Source organism: Rubrivivax benzoatilyticus JA2 = ATCC BAA-35 (assembly GCF_000190375.1).
Taxonomy (GTDB): Bacteria; Pseudomonadota; Gammaproteobacteria; order Burkholderiales; family Burkholderiaceae_C; genus Rubrivivax; species Rubrivivax benzoatilyticus.
Genome location: NZ_AEWG01000002.1, coordinates 1 through 16028, shown reverse-complemented (window position 1 = coordinate 16028; position 16028 = coordinate 1). Strand labels below are relative to the sequence as shown.

Annotated in this window: 15 protein-coding genes; 9 read left to right on the top strand and 6 right to left on the bottom strand. The window is 73.3% G+C overall.

All coding sequences use genetic code 11. The features are described from left to right. Positions 1 to 17 precede the first annotated feature (17 nt). Together RBXJA2T_RS00105 and RBXJA2T_RS00100 are read left to right on the top strand one after the other, a co-directional pair. The gene (locus RBXJA2T_RS00105) at positions 18 to 929 is read left to right on the top strand and encodes a class I SAM-dependent methyltransferase (RefSeq protein ID WP_009855263.1); all 912 of its coding nucleotides are present in this window, start codon (positions 18 to 20) and stop codon (positions 927 to 929) included. A gap of 83 nt (positions 930 to 1012) precedes the next feature. Continuing rightward, a complete protein-coding gene (locus RBXJA2T_RS00100) occupies positions 1013 to 1624 on the top strand; it encodes an SCO family protein (RefSeq protein ID WP_009855262.1) in 612 nt (203 codons plus the stop codon). Positions 1625 to 1681: 57 nt separating this feature from the next. On the opposite strand, the gene rpoH is transcribed toward RBXJA2T_RS00100, so the two are convergent. The 6 genes from rpoH to RBXJA2T_RS00070 form a co-directional block, all read right to left on the bottom strand. Then, entirely contained in the window at positions 1682 to 2602 is a 921-nt protein-coding gene (gene rpoH / locus RBXJA2T_RS00095) for an RNA polymerase sigma factor RpoH (RefSeq protein ID WP_009855261.1), read from the bottom strand. A gap of 109 nt (positions 2603 to 2711) precedes the next feature. Then, entirely contained in the window at positions 2712 to 3383 is a 672-nt protein-coding gene (locus tag RBXJA2T_RS00090) for a YiiX/YebB-like N1pC/P60 family cysteine hydrolase (RefSeq protein ID WP_081467567.1), read from the bottom strand. Then, the gene (locus RBXJA2T_RS00085) at positions 3352 to 3726 is read right to left on the bottom strand and encodes a nuclear transport factor 2 family protein (protein ID WP_009855259.1); all 375 of its coding nucleotides are present in this window, start codon (positions 3724 to 3726) and stop codon (positions 3352 to 3354) included. Before RBXJA2T_RS00085 ends, RBXJA2T_RS00090 begins: the two co-directional genes overlap by 32 nt. Positions 3727 to 3812: 86 nt before the next feature. Beyond that, positions 3813 to 7001, bottom strand: a complete 3189-nt coding sequence (locus tag RBXJA2T_RS00080; RefSeq protein WP_009855258.1) for a CHASE domain-containing protein — start codon at positions 6999 to 7001, stop codon at positions 3813 to 3815. A 61-nt stretch (positions 7002 to 7062) separates the two neighbouring features. Then, a complete protein-coding gene (gene ychF / locus RBXJA2T_RS00075) occupies positions 7063 to 8157 on the bottom strand; it encodes a redox-regulated ATPase YchF (protein WP_009855257.1) in 1095 nt (364 codons plus the stop codon). A gap of 96 nt (positions 8158 to 8253) precedes the next feature. Further along, positions 8254 to 9105: an MOSC domain-containing protein gene (locus RBXJA2T_RS00070; protein WP_009855256.1), complete on the bottom strand. Its 852-nt coding sequence runs from the start codon at positions 9103 to 9105 to the stop codon at positions 8254 to 8256. A gap of 263 nt (positions 9106 to 9368) precedes the next feature. Between RBXJA2T_RS00070 and thiM the strand changes: the two genes are divergently transcribed. From thiM to RBXJA2T_RS00035, 7 genes are all read left to right on the top strand, one after another. Next, positions 9369 to 10199 (top strand): hydroxyethylthiazole kinase, encoded by an 831-nt coding sequence (gene thiM / locus RBXJA2T_RS00065; RefSeq protein WP_009855255.1) that lies wholly within the window; start codon positions 9369 to 9371, stop codon positions 10197 to 10199. After that, the gene (gene thiE, locus RBXJA2T_RS00060) at positions 10192 to 10857 is read left to right on the top strand and encodes a thiamine phosphate synthase (protein ID WP_009855254.1); all 666 of its coding nucleotides are present in this window, start codon (positions 10192 to 10194) and stop codon (positions 10855 to 10857) included. Before thiM ends, thiE begins: the two co-directional genes overlap by 8 nt. Continuing rightward, positions 10854 to 11696 (top strand): bifunctional hydroxymethylpyrimidine kinase/phosphomethylpyrimidine kinase, encoded by an 843-nt coding sequence (gene thiD, locus RBXJA2T_RS00055; protein ID WP_009855253.1) that lies wholly within the window; start codon positions 10854 to 10856, stop codon positions 11694 to 11696. The genes thiE and thiD overlap by 4 nt, the downstream gene beginning before the upstream one ends. A 63-nt stretch (positions 11697 to 11759) precedes the next feature. Next, on the top strand, positions 11760 to 12902 hold the full coding sequence (locus tag RBXJA2T_RS00050) for an FAD-dependent monooxygenase (RefSeq protein WP_009855252.1): 1143 nt from the start codon (positions 11760 to 11762) through the stop codon (positions 12900 to 12902). Beyond that, positions 12899 to 13630: a DsbC family protein gene (locus RBXJA2T_RS00045; RefSeq protein ID WP_009855251.1), complete on the top strand. Its 732-nt coding sequence runs from the start codon at positions 12899 to 12901 to the stop codon at positions 13628 to 13630. The genes RBXJA2T_RS00050 and RBXJA2T_RS00045 overlap by 4 nt, the downstream gene beginning before the upstream one ends. A gap of 89 nt (positions 13631 to 13719) precedes the next feature. Continuing rightward, entirely contained in the window at positions 13720 to 14154 is a 435-nt protein-coding gene (locus RBXJA2T_RS00040) for a DUF3429 domain-containing protein (RefSeq protein ID WP_009855250.1), read from the top strand. Position 14155: 1 nt separating this feature from the next. Continuing rightward, the gene (locus RBXJA2T_RS00035; protein WP_009855249.1) at positions 14156 to 15871 is read left to right on the top strand and encodes a M61 family metallopeptidase; all 1716 of its coding nucleotides are present in this window, start codon (positions 14156 to 14158) and stop codon (positions 15869 to 15871) included. Positions 15872 to 16028: the final 157 nt, after the last annotated feature.

Here is a 16028-nt window from a genome sequence, read left to right as displayed (position 1 = left end):
CTCAATATACTGGCCGCATGCCCGAGACCGACGCCGCCGAGCGCAGCACGCGCCGCCCGCTCGACGAGGCGGCGCTGGCCCGCGTGCTGCGCCGCCTGCGCGCCGCCGACGAGCCGCCCTGGCTGCACGGCGAGGTCGCGCGCCGCATGGCCGACCGCTTGGCCGTGATCCGCAAACAGCCGGCGAAAGTGCTCGACTGGTGGGCTGCCACCGGCGCCAGCCGCGGCGTGCTGGCTGCGGCCTATCCGGCCGCCGAGATCGTCGCCGTCGAGTCCGAGGTCGCGCCGGCGCCGGCCGCAGCGCCGTGGTGGTCTCCGCGGCGCTGGGGTGGCGCTCGCCCGCTGCAGGTGCTGGCCGAGGCCGACGTGCCGCCGGGCGGCGCCGAGCTGGTCTGGGCGAACATGATGCTGCACGGTGTCGCCGACCCGCGGGCCGCGATGGCGCGCTGGCACCGGGCGCTGGCCGTCGACGGGTTCCTGATGTTCTCGACACTCGGCCCGGGCACGCTGGAGCGGCTGCGTTCGCTCTACGCCGCGCAGGGCTGGCCGGCGCCGTTCGCGCCCTTCGTCGACATGCACGACCTCGGCGACATGCTGGTCGAGGCCGGTTTCGCCGACCCGGTGATGGACCAGGAGATCGTCACGCTGACCTGGCCCGACGCGGCGGCGGCGATCGCCGAGCTGCGCACCCTGGGCGGCAACGTCGCGGTGTCGCGCCACGCCGGCCTGCGCACGCCGCGCTGGCGGCGGCGGCTCGAGGCGGCGCTCGCCGCCGACGCCGCCGCCGATGGCCGCCCGGCGCTCGCTTTCGAGATCGTCTTCGGCCACGCCTTCCGGCCGCCGCCGCGGCCGCGGGTCGCGGCGCAGACCGCGGTGCCGCTCGACGACCTGCGCAGCATGGTGCGCGCCGGGCGTCCCGGCCGCGGCTGATGCCCCCGCGCCCCGGCGCCGTCAGGGGCAGCCTCGCAACGCTGCTAGGCTTGCCGCTTCCGTCCGTTCGCGCTCCTCAGGCCATGACTGTCCGTTCCCGCCGTCTGATCCTCGCCGCCGCCGCGGCGCTCGCGCTCGCCGCCTGTGACAGTGGCAACAGCCCGCCGCGTGCCGGCTTCGACGGCGTCGACATCACCGGCGCCGACTACGCGAAAGAGCTGAACCTGCCCGACGCCGACGGCCGCCGGCGCAGCCTGCAGGACTTCCGCGGCAAGGTCACGGTGGTCTTCTTCGGCTACACCCAGTGCCCCGACGTCTGCCCGACGACGATGGTCGAGCTCGCCGAGGTCAAGCGTCAGCTGGGGCCCGACGGCGAGCGCATCCAGGGCGTGTTCGTCAGCGTCGACCCCGAGCGCGACACGCCGGAGATGCTGAAGGCCTACGTCGCCAACTTCGACCCCGGCTTCGTCGCGTTGCGCGGCACGCCCGAAGAGACCAAGGCCGCGGCCAAGCAGTTCAAGGTCTTCTACAACAAGGTCGCCGGCCAGACGCCGACCAGCTACACGATCGACCACACCGCCGGCTCCTACGTCTTCGACACCCAGGGCCGGGTGCGCGTGTTCACGCGCTACGGCGCCGGCATCGACAAGCTCCGGCACGACCTGAAGATCCTGCTCGACGAGAAGGCCGCCTGAAAACGACGCGGGCCGCCCGAAGGCGGCCCGGCGGTGGGGCAGGGCGGCGGCGGCGCGTCAGGCGGCGGCCTCGAGCGCCTTGCGCATCTTCTTCATCGCCGCGACCTCGATCTGGCGGATGCGCTCGGCGCTGACGCCGTATTCGGCCGCCAGTTCGTGCAGCGTCATGCCGCCGCTGGAGTCGTCGTTGACCTTCAGCCAGCGCTCCTCGACGATGCGGCGGCTGCGTGCGTCCAGCACCGACAGCGCCTGGGCGATGCCGTCGCCGGACAGCCAGTCGCGGCGGCGGGCCTCGAGCAGGCGCGTCGGCTCGCTGGCCTCGTCGGCCAGGTAGGCGATCGGCGCGAAGCTCTCCTCGCTGTCGTCGGTCTGCGGCTCCAGCGCGACGTCGCCGCCGGCGAGCCGGGTCTCCATCTCGACGACTTCGTCGGGCTTGACGTTCAGCTCGCGCGCGACGGTCTCGACCTCGGCCGGCGTCAGCGTGCTGCGGTGCAGGTCGGCCTCGGCGGCCTCGCCCTTCAGGCCCTGCTTCATCGAGCGCAGGTTGAAGAACAGCTTGCGCTGGGCCTTGGTCGTCGCGACCTTGACCATGCGCCAGTTCTTCAGGATGTATTCGTGGATCTCGGCCTTGATCCAGTGCAGCGCGTAGCTGACCAGGCGCACGCCCTGGTCGGGGTCGAAACGCTTGACGGCCTTCATCAGGCCGACGTTGCCTTCCTGGATCAGGTCGCCGTGCGGCAGGCCGTAGCCCAGGTACTGGCGCGAGACCGAGACGACGAGGCGCAGGTGCGACAGCACCAGGCGGCCGGCGGCTTCGAGGTCGCCGTGCTCGCGCAGGCGCTTGCCGAGCGCCACTTCTTCTTGTGCGCTGAGCATCGGCAGGCGATTGACGGCCGTGATGTAGGCGTCGAGATGGCCGATCGAGGGCACCAGGGCCCACGGATCGCGGACGGTCAGGGCGGTGGTGGCAGGGTTCATGGTGGCTTGGGAGTCCTGGAGGAGGTCTCGAGTTCCACAAAATATTAGCACTCGGTCGGGATGAGTGCTAAGGACCGGCTGTGTCGCCGTTGTGAGCGTGTGCCCACATTCATGGCTGGTCTCGAATCTCCGAGAGCAGCGCGTCGCGGCGCAGACCATCCGGCGAATAGGCCGGCTCGCGCAGTGTCGGCGCGCTGACCGTGGCCAGGCGCGGCGCCAGGTCGACGCCGCCGGCGCGCAGGGCTTTCAACACCAGCTCGGTGCAGTACATCGTGGTGTCGTCCGAGTACACGAATCCGAGGTCGAAAGGCTTGCCGACCTGGGCTTCGAGATAACGCCGCAGCGCCGCACCGGCCGCCGGGTCCAGGTTCGGCGGCCGGAAGACGGCGACCTCGGCGGCGAGCTCCGCGGCCGCGAAGGCCTGCAACGACTCGCGCAGCACGCCCGACGGGCCCTGGCCCTCGCCCGGCGTCGCATGCACGACCATCGGCCGGCCGTCGTCGATCAGCAGCATGCCGACGTGGGAGAAACGCGCCCGGTCGTCCTGCGCGAGGACGATGCCGGCCATCAGGTCACGTCCGCGCCGGAAAACGAGATCACCGTCGCGCAAGACCTGCACGGCCGGCAGCGGTGTCACGGGCCCGGCTTCGACCGACGGTGTGCGATCGGCGCGCAGCGTCGCCGAGACGGCCGCCGCCGCGGCCAGCGCGACCCCCAGGCCCAGCGCCGTCAGCGGCGCCGCCGGCCGGCTACTTCGCCGCGCCGATCTTCCACTTGCCATCTTCCTGGATGAGCTTGACCGCCTCGGTCTTCGCGGGGCACTGGCCCTTGTAGCTGACGGTGGCGCTGCCCTGGCGGACCTCGCCCTCGCCCGACAGCTTGACCTCGACCGACTTGATGCCGCCGCACTCGCCGACGCGGGTCGACTCCTTGGCCAGCGCCGCGCTGATCTTCTGCGGCCCGAGCAGGGCCACGATCTGCTGCGACAGATAACTCTGGGCCTCGGTGATCTGCCCCTTGCCGACGGCGGTGTAGAAACTCTCGACCGTCGACTCCGGCGACTTGGCGCAACCGGCCACCAGCAGCAGCGGCGCGGCAAGCGCCGCGATCTTGAACGCTCTCATGAACCCTCCCTGGGCATCGGATCTTGTCGCGTCGAGTGTAGCGACGGCCCGCCGAGGCAGCGGCCACGTTCGAGGTGCTCCGCCCGTCACAAGCCCCAGCGTGTCTCGTGCGACGCCAGCGCCTCGTCGACGGTGCGCAGGAAGCGGCGCACGTCCAGCGGCTTGGTGACGTACTGGGCGGCGCCCAGCGTCAGCGCCTCCTGCATGCGCGCCGTCGTCGCGTCGGCGCTGACGACGATCACCGGGATGTCGGCGACGTCGCGGTCCTGCTTCAGGTGGCGCAGCAGCTCCAGGCCGCTGATGTCGGGCAGGTGCATGTCCAGCAGGATCAGGTGCGGCCGGTGCTGGCGCACCGCGGCCAGCCCGTCCAGACCCATCGTCGAGACCTCCAGCACGATCTGCGGCCGCTGCGCGAGCACGCCGCGCATGACCTCGACGTTGGTCTCGTTGTCCTCGATGTAGTGCACGCGCCGCCGGGTGTAGGGCTCCAGCGGCGCGCTGATCGTCGACGGCGGCGCGCCGGCCACCAGCTCGGCGCGCGGCAGCGTCAGCGTGAACACCGAGCCGCTGCCGGCGGTGCTGTCGCCGTCGAGCGTGCCGCCCATCAGCTCGGCCAGCCGGCGGCTGATGACGAGGCCGATGCCGGTGCCCTCGATCGTGCTCTGCTCGCGGCCCAGCCGGTTGTAGGGCTGGAACAGGCCGGCCACCTGCTCCGGCGTCATGCCCAGGCCGGTGTCGCGCACGCGCAGCTGCACGTGTTCGTCGTCGGGCGCCAGCGACTCGACGACGACGGTGCCGCCCGGCCGGTTGTACTTGACCGCGTTGGACAGCAGGTTGGTCAGCACCTGCTTGAGCCGCGTGTCGTCGGCCAGCACCGCCAGCGCTTCCGGCGCGAGTTCGGCATCCACCGTGACGCCCATGCGCTCGGCGGCGGTGGCGATCATCTCGATGCTGGCGCCGACGGCCGAACGCAGGTCCAGCGGGCGCAGGTCCAGCTGCACCGCACCGGTCTCCAGCCGCGCCAGGTCCAGCGTGTCGTTGATCATCGCCAGCAGGTGCCAGCCGGCGCGCAGCATCTGCGTCGACCACTCGCGCTGGTGCGGCGCCAGCGGCGGGTCGCGGTCCAGGCCCAGCAGCTGGGCGAAGCCGATCATCGCGTTCAGCGGCGTGCGCAGCTCGTGGCTCATGCGCGACAGGAACTCGGTCTTGGCGCGGTTGGCGGCCTCGGCGCGGTGCAGCGCCCGCTCCGACTCCTCGAGCCGCCGGTGTTCGGTGATGTCCTCGGCGACACCGGCCAGGCGCCAGGGCTGGCCCGAGGCGTCGTGCAGCAGCGTGAACAGCGTGCGCGCGTGCAGCGCCGCGCCGTCGGCACGCAGCAGCCGCGTCTGGCGGCGCACCGTGCTCGCGCCGCCGGCACGCAGCGTGCGCAGCGCCTGGCGGTCGGCCTCGCGTTCGTCGGGGTGGGAGATGTCGTCGAGCGAGCAGCGCACCAGCTCTTCGGCGCTGCGGCCGAGCATCGTGCACAGGCAGGGGTTGGTGTCGAGCAGGCGGCCGTCGAGGTCGGCGAACATCACGCCGATCGGCACGTTGTCGAGGATGCCGCGCAGCCGGTCCTGCACCTCGCGCATCTCCTCCTCGGCGCGACGGCGCTCGCCGATCTCGCGGCGCAGCTCGGCGGTGCGCTCGTCGACGGCCAGGCCGATGCGGTGGGCGCGCCCGGTCACGGTCAGCAGCAGCGCACCGAGCACGGCGGCGGCGGCCAGCCCGGCCACCGAGAACACCCAGGCGTTGGTCTGCTGGCGTTCACGTTCCCAGGCCGGCGTGGAAGTCACGCGCAGTTCCAGCGTGCGTGCGGCCAGCGCGATGCGGTGCTCGGCGCGCAGGCCCTCGGGGCGTTCGTCCTCGCAGCCGGTGGGGCCGGCCAGGCGGACACGTTCGATGCCGGGCTCGGTGTCGACCAGACACCAGTGCAGGCCGGCGGCGTCGTTGCCCGGCAGGCTGGAAAGCAGGCGTTCGGCGCGCACGGTGACGAACAGCACGCCGGTGAAGCGCTCGGCGCGTGTCGCGGCGTCCGCCGGCCGGCCGCCGGCGTAGAGCGGGTAGTACAGGACGAAGCCGTTCTCGTCGTCCTTCGGGTCCGACTGCGACAGCCGGAATGCCGCGGTGGCCGTCGGCTCGCCGCTCTGGCGTGCCAGCTCCAGCGCGGCGCGGGCCGCCGGGATCGTCATGATGTCGACGCCCAGCGCCCGTTCGTTGGACTCGCGCGGCGCGATGAGGTCGATCACCAGCGCATCCGGCGAGCTGGCCGGCCCACGCATGTGCACCGTGAAGTCGGCCGCGCCGGCGCCGCGCTGGCGGGCCTCGAAGGCGGCGATCGCGTGGCGCGGCACGCGGCTGGCGTGGCCCGCGGCGCGCAGCTGCAGCGGCTGCGACAGCCACCAGCGCGCCGCGTCGTCCAGCATGGCGGCATTCATGCCGCCGGCCGCCCGGTAGGCGCCGGCCAGGGCCTGCAGCGCCTGCAACGGCTCGTGCAGCTGGCGGTCGGCGTCGGCGGCCAGCGTCGCGGCGTCGGCCCGGAAGCTGGCGACGAGGCGCTCGCGGTCCCAGCGCCCCACCGCCACCGTCGCGCCGGCCAGCAGCAGCGTCGTGGCCAGCAGCGGCAGCGCCACCGTGCGCCGCCGCGGGCGCCAGGCGGCGGCCGGCCGGCCGACGAGGGTCAGCGCCAGTGGGGCACCGATCATCACGCCGAGCGTGTCGCCGACCCACCATGTCAGCGCCGTCACCGGCGCCTGGCTGTTGCTCAGCGCCCCGGCGCTCCACAGCGCCGCCGTCGCGACGACCGGGTTGACCAGGCAGGCGACGATGCCGCCCCAGACGCCGGTGGCCGTGATGTCGCGCACGCTGTCGAGCACCAGCGGCTGCGGCACCAGCCGTCGTACCAGCGCCGCGCCCAGCGCGGCCTGCAGCATCGCGCCAAAGCCGATCGCCACCGGCACGAGCAGGGCGGAGAGCTCGGCCTGCCCGCGAGCCGCGCCGAGCACGAGGTTGACGAGACAGCTGCCGAGGAAGACCCCGGGCAGTGCCGCGCGCCCGTAGACCAGCACCGCGACCAGCGCGATGCCCGACGGCGGATACAGCGGCGAGGCGTAGCCCGGCGGCACGGCCAGCAGCAGGGCCAGCCAGCCGATCGCCGCGTAGGCGAGGGCCGTCGCGACGGCGACCCGCCAGGCGGGTGGAGTGGCGACGGCAGACGGGGCGTCGGCGTTCGGGCGCACGGACCCACTCTACCGCCGCCCGGCGCCGCGTGTCGCGGCGCTCAGGAAATGGTCGTGGGGATCAGACGTTGAACAGGAAGTTCATCACGTCGCCGTCCTTGACGACGTATTCCTTGCCTTCGGCGCGCATCTTGCCGGCGTCCTTGGCACCCTGTTCGCCGCCGAAGGCGACGAAGTCCTCGTAGGCGATGGTCTGGGCGCGGATGAAGCCGCGCTCGAAGTCGGTGTGGATCACGCCGGCGGCCTGCGGCGCGGTGTCGCCGATGTGGATCGTCCAGGCGCGCACTTCCTTCACGCCGGCGGTGAAGTAGGTCTGCAGGCCCAGCAGCGTGAACGCGGCGCGGATCAGGCGGTTCAGGCCCGGCTCGTCCTGGCCCATCTCGGCCAGGAACAGCGTGCGGTCCTCGTCGGACATGTCGGCCAGGTCGGCCTCGGTCTTGGCGCAGATCGCGACCACCGGCGCCTTCTGCGCCGCAGCGTACTCGCGCAGGCGCTCGAGGTAGGCGTTGTTCTCGAAGCCGTCCTCGGCGACGTTGCCGACGAACATCGCCGGCTTGGCGGTGATCAGGCACAGCGGCTTGAGCACGACCAGCTCTTCCTTGCTGAAGTCGATCGAGCGCACCGGCTTGGCCTCGTTCAGCGCCGCCTGGCACTTCTGCAGCACGTCGACCAGGCGCTGGGCTTCCTTGTCGCCGCCGGCACGCGCCTGCTTGGAGTAGCGCACCAGGCTCTTCTCGACGGTGCCCAGGTCGGCCAGGCAGAGCTCGGTCTGGATGACCTCGATGTCGGCGATCGGGTCGACACGGCCGGCGACGTGGATCACGTTCTCGTCGTCGAAGCAGCGCACGACGTTGACGATGGCGTCGGTCTCGCGGATGTGGCTCAGGAACTGGTTGCCCAGGCCTTCGCCCTTGCTGGCGCCGGCCACGAGGCCCGCGATGTCGACGAACTCGACGATCGCCGGCACGACACGCTCGGGCTTGACGATTTCCGAGAGCTTGACGAGGCGCGGATCGGGCAGCTCGACGACGCCGACGTTGGGCTCGATCGTGCAGAACGGATAGTTCTCGGCGGCGATGCCGGCCTTGGTGAGGGCGTTGAAGAGGGTGGACTTGCCGACGTTGGGCAGGCCCACGATGCCGCACTTGAGGCTCATGGAGGGGCTTTCGCGAAAGGAGGCGTTCGGGGCGCCGGCGGCAGGCGCCGGCGCGAAGGCGGCGATTTTCCTACAGCCGGCGCCCGCCGTGCGGATTCAGAAGGCCCAGCTTGCGCTGGCGGCCTGGCCGCGGCGCAGCGTGCGGCCGAAACCTTCGACGATCACCGCGTTCATGCCGAAGGTGATGCCGCCGTCCATGCGCGCGTCGGCGCGGAAACCGGCCAGCGTCGCGCCGGGCTCGGCGCCGGTCTCGGCCGTCGCCGGGTCGACGTTCGGGATCGAGCAGCGCACGCAGGGTTTGACGAGTTTCAGCCGCACCGGGCCGCCGTCGGCCTCGATGACGATCTCGTCGAGATGGTCCTCGTCGAAAGGCTGCAGGCCGTCGAGCACGAGGTTGGGGCGGAAACGTTCGATGCCCACCGGCGGCTGGCCGCGTGCCGCCAGACGCTCGTTCAGTTCGGCCAGCGAGGCGGTGGAGGCGACGAGGATCGGGAAGCCGTCGGAGAACTGGTTCTCGGCCTCGATGTCGCCGGTCCAGCGGCGCGAGGACAGCCGGCGCTGCTCGGGGTCGAAACGCAGCAGCCGCGCCGGGCTGCCGAGGAAGTCGCCGAACCACTGCGCCGCCAGCGCGCCCAGGTCGTAAGCCGCGACCTCGTCGTCCCAGACGCGGGCGCGGGTGGCGCCGCCGACCTGGTCGACCGGCAGGTGCAGCGCCAGCATGCCGGGCGCACGCAGCACCAGCTCGTCGCCGCGCAGCGTGGTCGCGACCAGCGCCAAACGCGGCAGCTGGCGCTGGGTGAGCATCGCGCCGGTCTCGTCGACCAGCATCCAGGCGCGGTCCAGGTCGAGGCCGGTCTCGACGAGCAGGGCCTCGTCGCAGGCGATGCCGGCGCAGGACTTGACGGGGTGGACGAACAGCTGCGCGACGCGGCAGTCGAGATCGCTCAAACGAGCCTCCGAACGGCGGGGTGGGACGCCGATTGTGCGCGGCCCGCGCCTTCTATAGAATGCCGGTCGCCGCGCACCGTGCGCGGTCTCGCTGGGGGTGCTGGCCCGGCCGTCGTGCGACGGCCAGGCCGGCTGAGAGAGTCCCTTAGAACCTGATTGAGGTAATCCTCGCGCAGGGAAGTCGAGTCCGGACGCGTCGCTGCCGTGCTGCCGCGCCGCCGTTTCCGGAGCCGGCCGACCTGCCATTTCGTTGCAAGGACGTCATGGCAAGAACCACGCTCCAGGCCCGCGATCTCTGGGCCGACATCCAGACCCTGCGCGAGCGCCGCCCGCTCGTGCACAGCATCACCAACGTGGTGGTGACCAACTTCAACGCCAACGTGCTGCTGGCCGCCGGCGCCTCGCCGGTGATGACCCAGGCGCACGAGGAGCTGGAGGACATGGTCGCCATCGCCCAGGCGCTGGTCATCAACATCGGCACGCTCGACGCCTATGCCGTCGAGGCGATGACGATCGCGCTGCGCGCCGCCAACGCGCGCGGCGTGCCGGTGGCGCTGGACCCGGTGGGCGCCGGCGCCACGGCCTACCGCAACCGCACGCTGGCGGCGCTGCTGGCCGCCGGGCGGCCGACGGCGATCCGCGGCAACGCCTCGGAGATCATGAGCCTGGCCGGCGAGGCCGTCGCCACGCGCGGCGTCGACAGCAGCGCCGGCACCGAGGCGGCGCTGGCGCCGGCGCTGGCGCTGGCGGCCAACCACGGCGCCGTGGTCTGCGTCAGCGGCGCCGTCGACCACGTCGTCGCGCCCGACGGCCGTGTGCTGCGCCTGGACAACGGCCACGAGTGGATGACACGCATCACCGGCGTCGGCTGCTCGCTGACGGCGCTGGTCGGCGCCTTCTGCGCCGTGCAGCCCGACGCCTGGCGCGCCACCGCCGCGGCCACGGCGCTGATGGGCGTGGCCGGCGAGATCGCCGCCGAGCAGGCGCGCGCCCGTGGCGCCGGCGTCGGCACGATGGCCGCGCTGCTGGTCGACGCGCTGCAGCTCGTCGACGAAGCCGGTTTCCTGGCCCGCGCGAGGATCGTCGATGACTGAGCGCCGCACGCCGATGCAGGGCTGGGGCGTCGAGGCGCTGCGGCTGATGCTGGTCACCGACGAGGCGCTGTGCGCCGGCCGGCCGCTGGAGCAGGTCGTCGCCGCCGCCGTGCGGGGCGGCGTGCGCTGCGTGCAGCTGCGCGAGAAACAGCTCGGCACACGCGCCTTCGTCGAACGCGCCCGGGCGCTGAAATCGCTGCTGGCGCCGCTGCGGGTGCCGCTGGTCGTCAACGACCGCGTCGACGTCGCGCTGGCCTGCGGTGCCGACGGCGTGCACCTGGGCCAGAGCGACATGCCGGTCGAGGACGCGCGCCGGCTGCTGCCGCCCGAGGTCTTCATCGGCTGGTCGGTCGAGAGCTTCGACGACCTGCGCCGCGCCGCATCGCTGCCGCTGGACTACCTGGGCACCAGCCCGGTCTTCGCGACCGCGACCAAGACCGACGCTGCGCCGCCCTGGGGGCTGGCCGGCCTGCGCGCGGCGCGCGACGCGACGGCGCTGCCGCTGGTCGCGATCGGCGGCCTGCACGCCGGCAATGCCGCGCTGGCCATTGCGCACGGCGCCGACAGCGTTGCCGTCGTCAGCGCGATCTGCGCCGCCGCCGACCCCGAGGCCGCGGCGCGCGAGCTGGCCCGTGCGGTCGGGGAGGGCGCACGATGATGCCGCCGCCCTTCACCCACCGCTACGCGCGGGTGCTGATCATCGCCGGCTCGGACAGCGGCGGCGGTGCCGGCATCCAGGCCGACCTGAAGGCCGTCGCCGCGCTCGGCGCCTACGGCATGACGGCGATCACCGCGCTGACGGCGCAGAACACGCGGGGCGTGCGTGCGATCCACGGCGTGCCGCCGGCGATGCTGCGTGCCCAGATCGACGCCGTCGCCGAGGACATCGGCGCCGACGCGGTGAAGATCGGCATGCTGCACGCGCCGGAGATCGTGCACGCCGTCGCCGACGCGCTCGACGCCCACCACCTGGCGCCGGTGGTGCTGGACCCGGTGATGATCTCGACCAGCGGCTCGCGCCTGCTGCAGGACGACGCCGTGCAGGCGCTGGTCGCCGAGCTCTTCCCGCGTGCCGCGCTGGTCACGCCCAACCTCGACGAAGCCGGGTTCCTGACCGGCCGCCGGCTGGACGACGAAGCCGGCATGGCGGCGGCCGCCGACGAGCTGCTGGCGCGCGGCGCGCCGGCGGTGCTGCTCAAGGGCGGCCATCTGCCGGGCGACGAGGTCGCCGACCTGCTGGCCACGCGCGCCGGCGGCCGGCGCTGGCTGCGCGCGCCGCGCATCGCCAGCGCCAACACGCATGGCACCGGCTGCACGCTGTCGTCGGCGATCGCCGCACGGCTGGCCTTGGGCGACACGCTGGACGCCGCGGTGCAGTCCGCGCACGCCTACGTGCGCCAGGCGCTGGCCGCCGGCGCGGCGGTGCGCACCGGCGCCGGCAGCGGGCCGCTGAACCACGGCGCGGCGCCCGAGCCGACGCGGCTGATCGAGCTGTGACGCCGTCGCGGGCTTGCGCGGCGTCGACCCGGCGCGCGCGGCCCGCTCCCTACAATCCGCCGCATGGCCTCCTGCGACGTCCTCGTCCGTGGCGCCGGCGCCGTGGGGCTGGCCGGTGCCTTGTCTCTTGCCCGCCAGGGCCTGCGTGTCGCGCTGCTCGGCAGCTCGCCGCCGGTCGCGCCGGCCGGCCGCGCCGACATCCGCACCTATGCGCTGAACGCCGCCTCGGTCGCGCTGCTGCAGTCGCTGCGGGTCTGGGATGCGCTGCCGCCCGACGCGCGCACGCCGGTGCACGACATGCGCATCGAAGGCGACGTGGCGGGCAATGCACTCGATTTCTCCGCCTGGTCGCAAGGCGCCGACGCGCTGGCCTGGATCGTCGACGCCGCCGAGCTCGAACACGCGCTGGGCACCGCTGCACGCTTCGCGCCGCACCTGGAGCGTGTGACGAACGAGGTGCCGGCCGAGCTCGTCGTGCTCGCCGAAGGCAAGGCCTCGCCGACACGCGAGCGCCTGGGCGTGAAGATGGCGCTGCATCCCTACGGCCAGCGCGCGGTCTGCGCCCGGCTGGAGGCCGATCAGGCGCACGCCGGCTTGGCGCGCCAGTGGTTCCGTTCGCCCGACATCCTGGCGCTGCTGCCGTTCGACCGGCCGCGCGCCGGCCACGGTTACGGCCTGGTCTGGTCGGTGCCCGAAGCGCGTGCCGCCGCGCTGATGGCGCTGGACGACGCCGGTTTCGAGGCCGCGCTGGCCGAAGCCACCGGCGGCACCGCCGGCATGCTGCGCCTCGCCGGTGCGCGCGCCGACTTCCCGCTCGCTTTCGGCCGCGCCGAACGCCTGTGCGGCCCGGGCTGGGTGCTGGTCGGCGACGCCGCCCACGTCGTGCATCCGCTGGCCGGCCAGGGGCTCAACCTCGGCCTGGCGGACGTCGCCGCGCTGTCGGCGGCGGTTGCCGGGCGCGAACCCTGGCGGGCGCTCGGCGACGAGAAGCTGCTGCGCCGCTACGCGCGTGAACGCGAGCTGCCGACACGCGCGATGGGCCAGCTCACCGACGCGCTGCTGCATCTGTTCGCGAGCGAGGAGCCGCTGCTCAGGGAACTTCGCAACCGGGGTCTGGATCTGGTGAACCGTCTGCCGCCGCTCAAGCGTTTCCTGACGGAGCGTGCGCTGGACCGTCCCCCCGCCGTTTCGAAGGAACCCCGATGAAGACGACGACCGCGCGGCTGGCCCTGGCTGCCGCCGCCGTGCTCGCCTGCGGCAGCGCCGCGGCGCAGGAAGCCGCGATCCGCAAGGCGCTCGCCGAGCGCCTGCCCAGCATGCCCAGGATCGACGAGGTGCGCCCGGCGCCGATCGCCGGCCTCTACGAGGTGCGCTACGGCGGCAGCGAGATCCTGTACGTCGACGCCAAGGCCGAGTTCATCGTCCAGGGCTCGATCCTCGACACCAAGACGCTGACCAACCTCACCGAGGCCCGGCTGGACCAGCTGACGGCGATCGACTTCGCCAAGCTGCCGTTCAAGGACGCGATCACGCTGCGCCAGGGCAGCGGCAAGCGCCAGGTCGCGGTCTTCGTCGACCCGAACTGCGGCTACTGCAAACGTTTCGAGCGTGACCTCGCCGGCGTGAAGGACCTGACGATCCACGCCTTCCTGATGCCGATCCTGGGGCCGGACTCCAGCGCCAAGTCGCGCGACATCTGGTGCAACAAGGATCCGGCCAAGACCTGGCGCGCCTGGATGCTCGACGGTGTCGTGCCGCCCAAGGCGATGGGCGCCTGCGACGCCGGTGCGCTGGCGCGCAACGTCGCGCTCGGCCAGCGCCACCGCATCAACGGCACGCCGGCGGTCGTCTTCGAGGACGGCACGCGCAAGCCGGGGGCGATCCCGATCGACCAGGTCGAGAAGCTGCTGGCCGCCGCGTCGAAGAAGGTCTGAGGCCGCACGCCGGCCGGCCGCTGCCCGCGAAGGGCCTGGCGGCTGGCGCGGCCAGAGCAGGGCTGAACGGCCGCGGCGACAATCGCCGCATGACTCCCACGCTGTCTCCTGCCGCGCTGCGGCTCGGTTATGCCGGGCTGCTGCCGTTCGTGCTCGGCGCCGCCCTGGTCTGGCTGGTGCATCCCGACGTGCTGCCCTACGCGACGCTGGCGCTGGCCGCGTACGCCGCCACCGTCGTGTCCTTCCTTGGCGGCATCCACTGGGGCATCGGTTTCCGCGAAGCCCAGCCCGAGGGCCGGCTGTTCGTCAACGGCGTCGTGCCGCCGCTGGTCGCCTGGGCCGGCGTGATGATGCCGGCCAACGCCGGGCTGGTCGTGCTCGGCGTGATGCTCGTCGTCTGCTACCTCGTCGACCGCGGCGTCTACCCGCGCCACGGCATGGGCCACTGGCTGACGCTGCGCTTCCGCCTGAGCGCCGTCGCGTCGCTCAGCTGCTTCCTCGGCGCCGCCGGAGCCGGGAGCTGAAATGCCGCGTTACCGCATCGAGTTCGCCGACCTCCACGCCCACCTGTTCCGCGTCACGCTGACGCTGCCGCGGCCGGCGGCGGCGCAGCGGCTGGCGCTGCCGGCGTGGATCCCGGGCAGCTACATGATCCGCGACTTCGCGCGCCACCTGGTCGGGCTGGAGGCGAAGCAGGGCGACTGTGCCGTCGCACTGGAAGCGCTGGACAAGACGAGCTGGCTGGCGCGCTGCGACGGCGCCGAGGCGCTGGTCGTCACCGCCACCGTCTACGCCAACGACCCGTCGGTGCGCGGCGCCTTCCTCGACGGCACACGCGGCTTCTTCAACGGCACCAGCGGGCTGCTGCGCGCCGAAGGCCGCGAGCACGAGCCGCACGTCATCGAGCTCGGCCCGCTGCCCTCGGGCTGGGAAGTCGCCACCGCGATGCCCGCCGCCGGCCGGCGGCGCTGGCAGGCCGCCGACTACGACGAGGCCATCGACCACCCGTTCGCCTTCGGCCGCTTCTGGCGCGGGCGTTTCGAGGTCGCCGGGGCGGAGCACGAGATCGCCGTCGACGGCGCCTGGCCGAGCTTCGACGGCGAGCGCCTGCTGGCCGACGTCGAGCGCATCTGCCGCTGGCAGATCCGCTTCTGGCACGGCGCGCGCGGCAAGCCGCCGTTCTCGCGTTACCTGTTCCTGCTGCACGCCGCCGACGACGCCTACGGCGGCCTGGAGCACCGCGCCAGCACGGCGCTGATCGCCTCGCGCCGCGACCTGCCGCGCCGCGGCGAGGCCGAACCCGGCGAGGCCTACGTCGGCCTGCTGGGCCTGTTCAGCCACGAGTACTTCCACACCTGGAACGTCAAGCGGCTGCGCCCGCGCTCGCTGGTCGGCGCCGACCTCGGGCGCGAGGCACCGACCTCGCTGCTGTGGTTCTTCGAGGGCTTCACGTCCTACTACGACGACCTGTCGCTGCTGCGCACCGGGCTCGTGACGCGCGAGCGCTACCTGGCGCTGCTCGGCAAGCAGCTCGCCGGCGTGCTGGCCACGCCGGGCCGGCGCGTGCAGAGCGTCGCCCAGGCCGCGGCCGACGCCTGGACGCGTTACTACCGCGCCGACGAGAACACGCCCAACGCCACCGTCAGCTACTACGCCAAGGGCGCGCTGGTCGCGCTGCTCGTCGACCTGCGCCGGCGTGCCGCCGGCAGTTCGCTGGACGAGGCGATGCGCCGGCTGTGGAAGCGCCACGCCGAGCGCCCGGTCGACGAAGCCGACCTGGTGGCTGCGCTGGCCGACGGCGTGCCCGGCCTTGCCGAGGAACTGGCCGAGTGGGTGCACGGCACCGGCGAGCTGCCGGTGGCCGAGGCGCTGGCCGGCTTCGGCGTCACGACACAACTCGGTGCCGGCTCGCTGGCGCAGCGCCTGGGCCTGCGGCTGAGCGAAGGCGCCGCGGGTTCGGTGGTGCGCCAGGTGCTGCGTGGCAGTGCGGCCGAAGCCGCCGGCGTCGCGCCCGGCGACGAGCTGCTGGCCGTCGACGGCTGGCGGCTGCGCCGGCTCGAGGACGCGCTGCAGTGGCTGCCGGCCGGCGCGCCGTTCGAGCTGCTGGTCGCGCGCGACCAGCGCCTGCAGCCGCTGGTGGTCCGCCCCGGCGCCGCCGCCTCGCCGGCGGTGGGCCTGGCCGTCGAGGGCGCCGCGTCGGCGCTGGCGCAGTCCCGCCGCAAGGACTGGCTGGGCCTCTGATGGAGCGTCGCACGCGGCGACGGGCGGCGCTGGCGGTGCTGGCGCTGGCGCTCGTCGCCGTGCACCTGGGGCTGGCCGATGCGCTGCTGCAGGCCGGGCTCGTCGACGCCGGCGCCGGCGTGCCGCGGCGCCTGGACGTCGCCTTCGTGCGCACGCT

What these genes read in the sequence shown, in the direction of transcription:
- RBXJA2T_RS00105 (WP_009855263.1), top strand. Translation starts at nt 18, where the DNA reads ATGCCCGAGACCGACGCCGCCGAGCGCAGCACGCGCCGCCCGCTCGAC.
- RBXJA2T_RS00100 (WP_009855262.1), top strand. Translation starts at nt 1,013, where the DNA reads ATGACTGTCCGTTCCCGCCGTCTGATCCTCGCCGCCGCCGCGGCGCTC.
- rpoH (WP_009855261.1), bottom strand. Translation starts at nt 2,602, where the DNA reads ATGAACCCTGCCACCACCGCCCTGACCGTCCGCGATCCGTGGGCCCTG.
- RBXJA2T_RS00090 (WP_081467567.1), bottom strand. Translation starts at nt 3,383, where the DNA reads ATGGCAAGTGGAAGATCGGCGCGGCGAAGTAGCCGGCCGGCGGCGCCG.
- RBXJA2T_RS00085 (WP_009855259.1), bottom strand. Translation starts at nt 3,726, where the DNA reads ATGAGAGCGTTCAAGATCGCGGCGCTTGCCGCGCCGCTGCTGCTGGTG.
- ychF (WP_009855257.1), bottom strand. Translation starts at nt 8,157, where the DNA reads ATGAGCCTCAAGTGCGGCATCGTGGGCCTGCCCAACGTCGGCAAGTCC.
- thiM (WP_009855255.1), top strand. Translation starts at nt 9,369, where the DNA reads ATGGCAAGAACCACGCTCCAGGCCCGCGATCTCTGGGCCGACATCCAG.
- thiE (WP_009855254.1), top strand. Translation starts at nt 10,192, where the DNA reads ATGACTGAGCGCCGCACGCCGATGCAGGGCTGGGGCGTCGAGGCGCTG.
- thiD (WP_009855253.1), top strand. Translation starts at nt 10,854, where the DNA reads ATGATGCCGCCGCCCTTCACCCACCGCTACGCGCGGGTGCTGATCATC.
- RBXJA2T_RS00050 (WP_009855252.1), top strand. Translation starts at nt 11,760, where the DNA reads ATGGCCTCCTGCGACGTCCTCGTCCGTGGCGCCGGCGCCGTGGGGCTG.
- RBXJA2T_RS00045 (WP_009855251.1), top strand. Translation starts at nt 12,899, where the DNA reads ATGAAGACGACGACCGCGCGGCTGGCCCTGGCTGCCGCCGCCGTGCTC.
- RBXJA2T_RS00040 (WP_009855250.1), top strand. Translation starts at nt 13,720, where the DNA reads ATGACTCCCACGCTGTCTCCTGCCGCGCTGCGGCTCGGTTATGCCGGG.
- RBXJA2T_RS00035 (WP_009855249.1), top strand. Translation starts at nt 14,156, where the DNA reads ATGCCGCGTTACCGCATCGAGTTCGCCGACCTCCACGCCCACCTGTTC.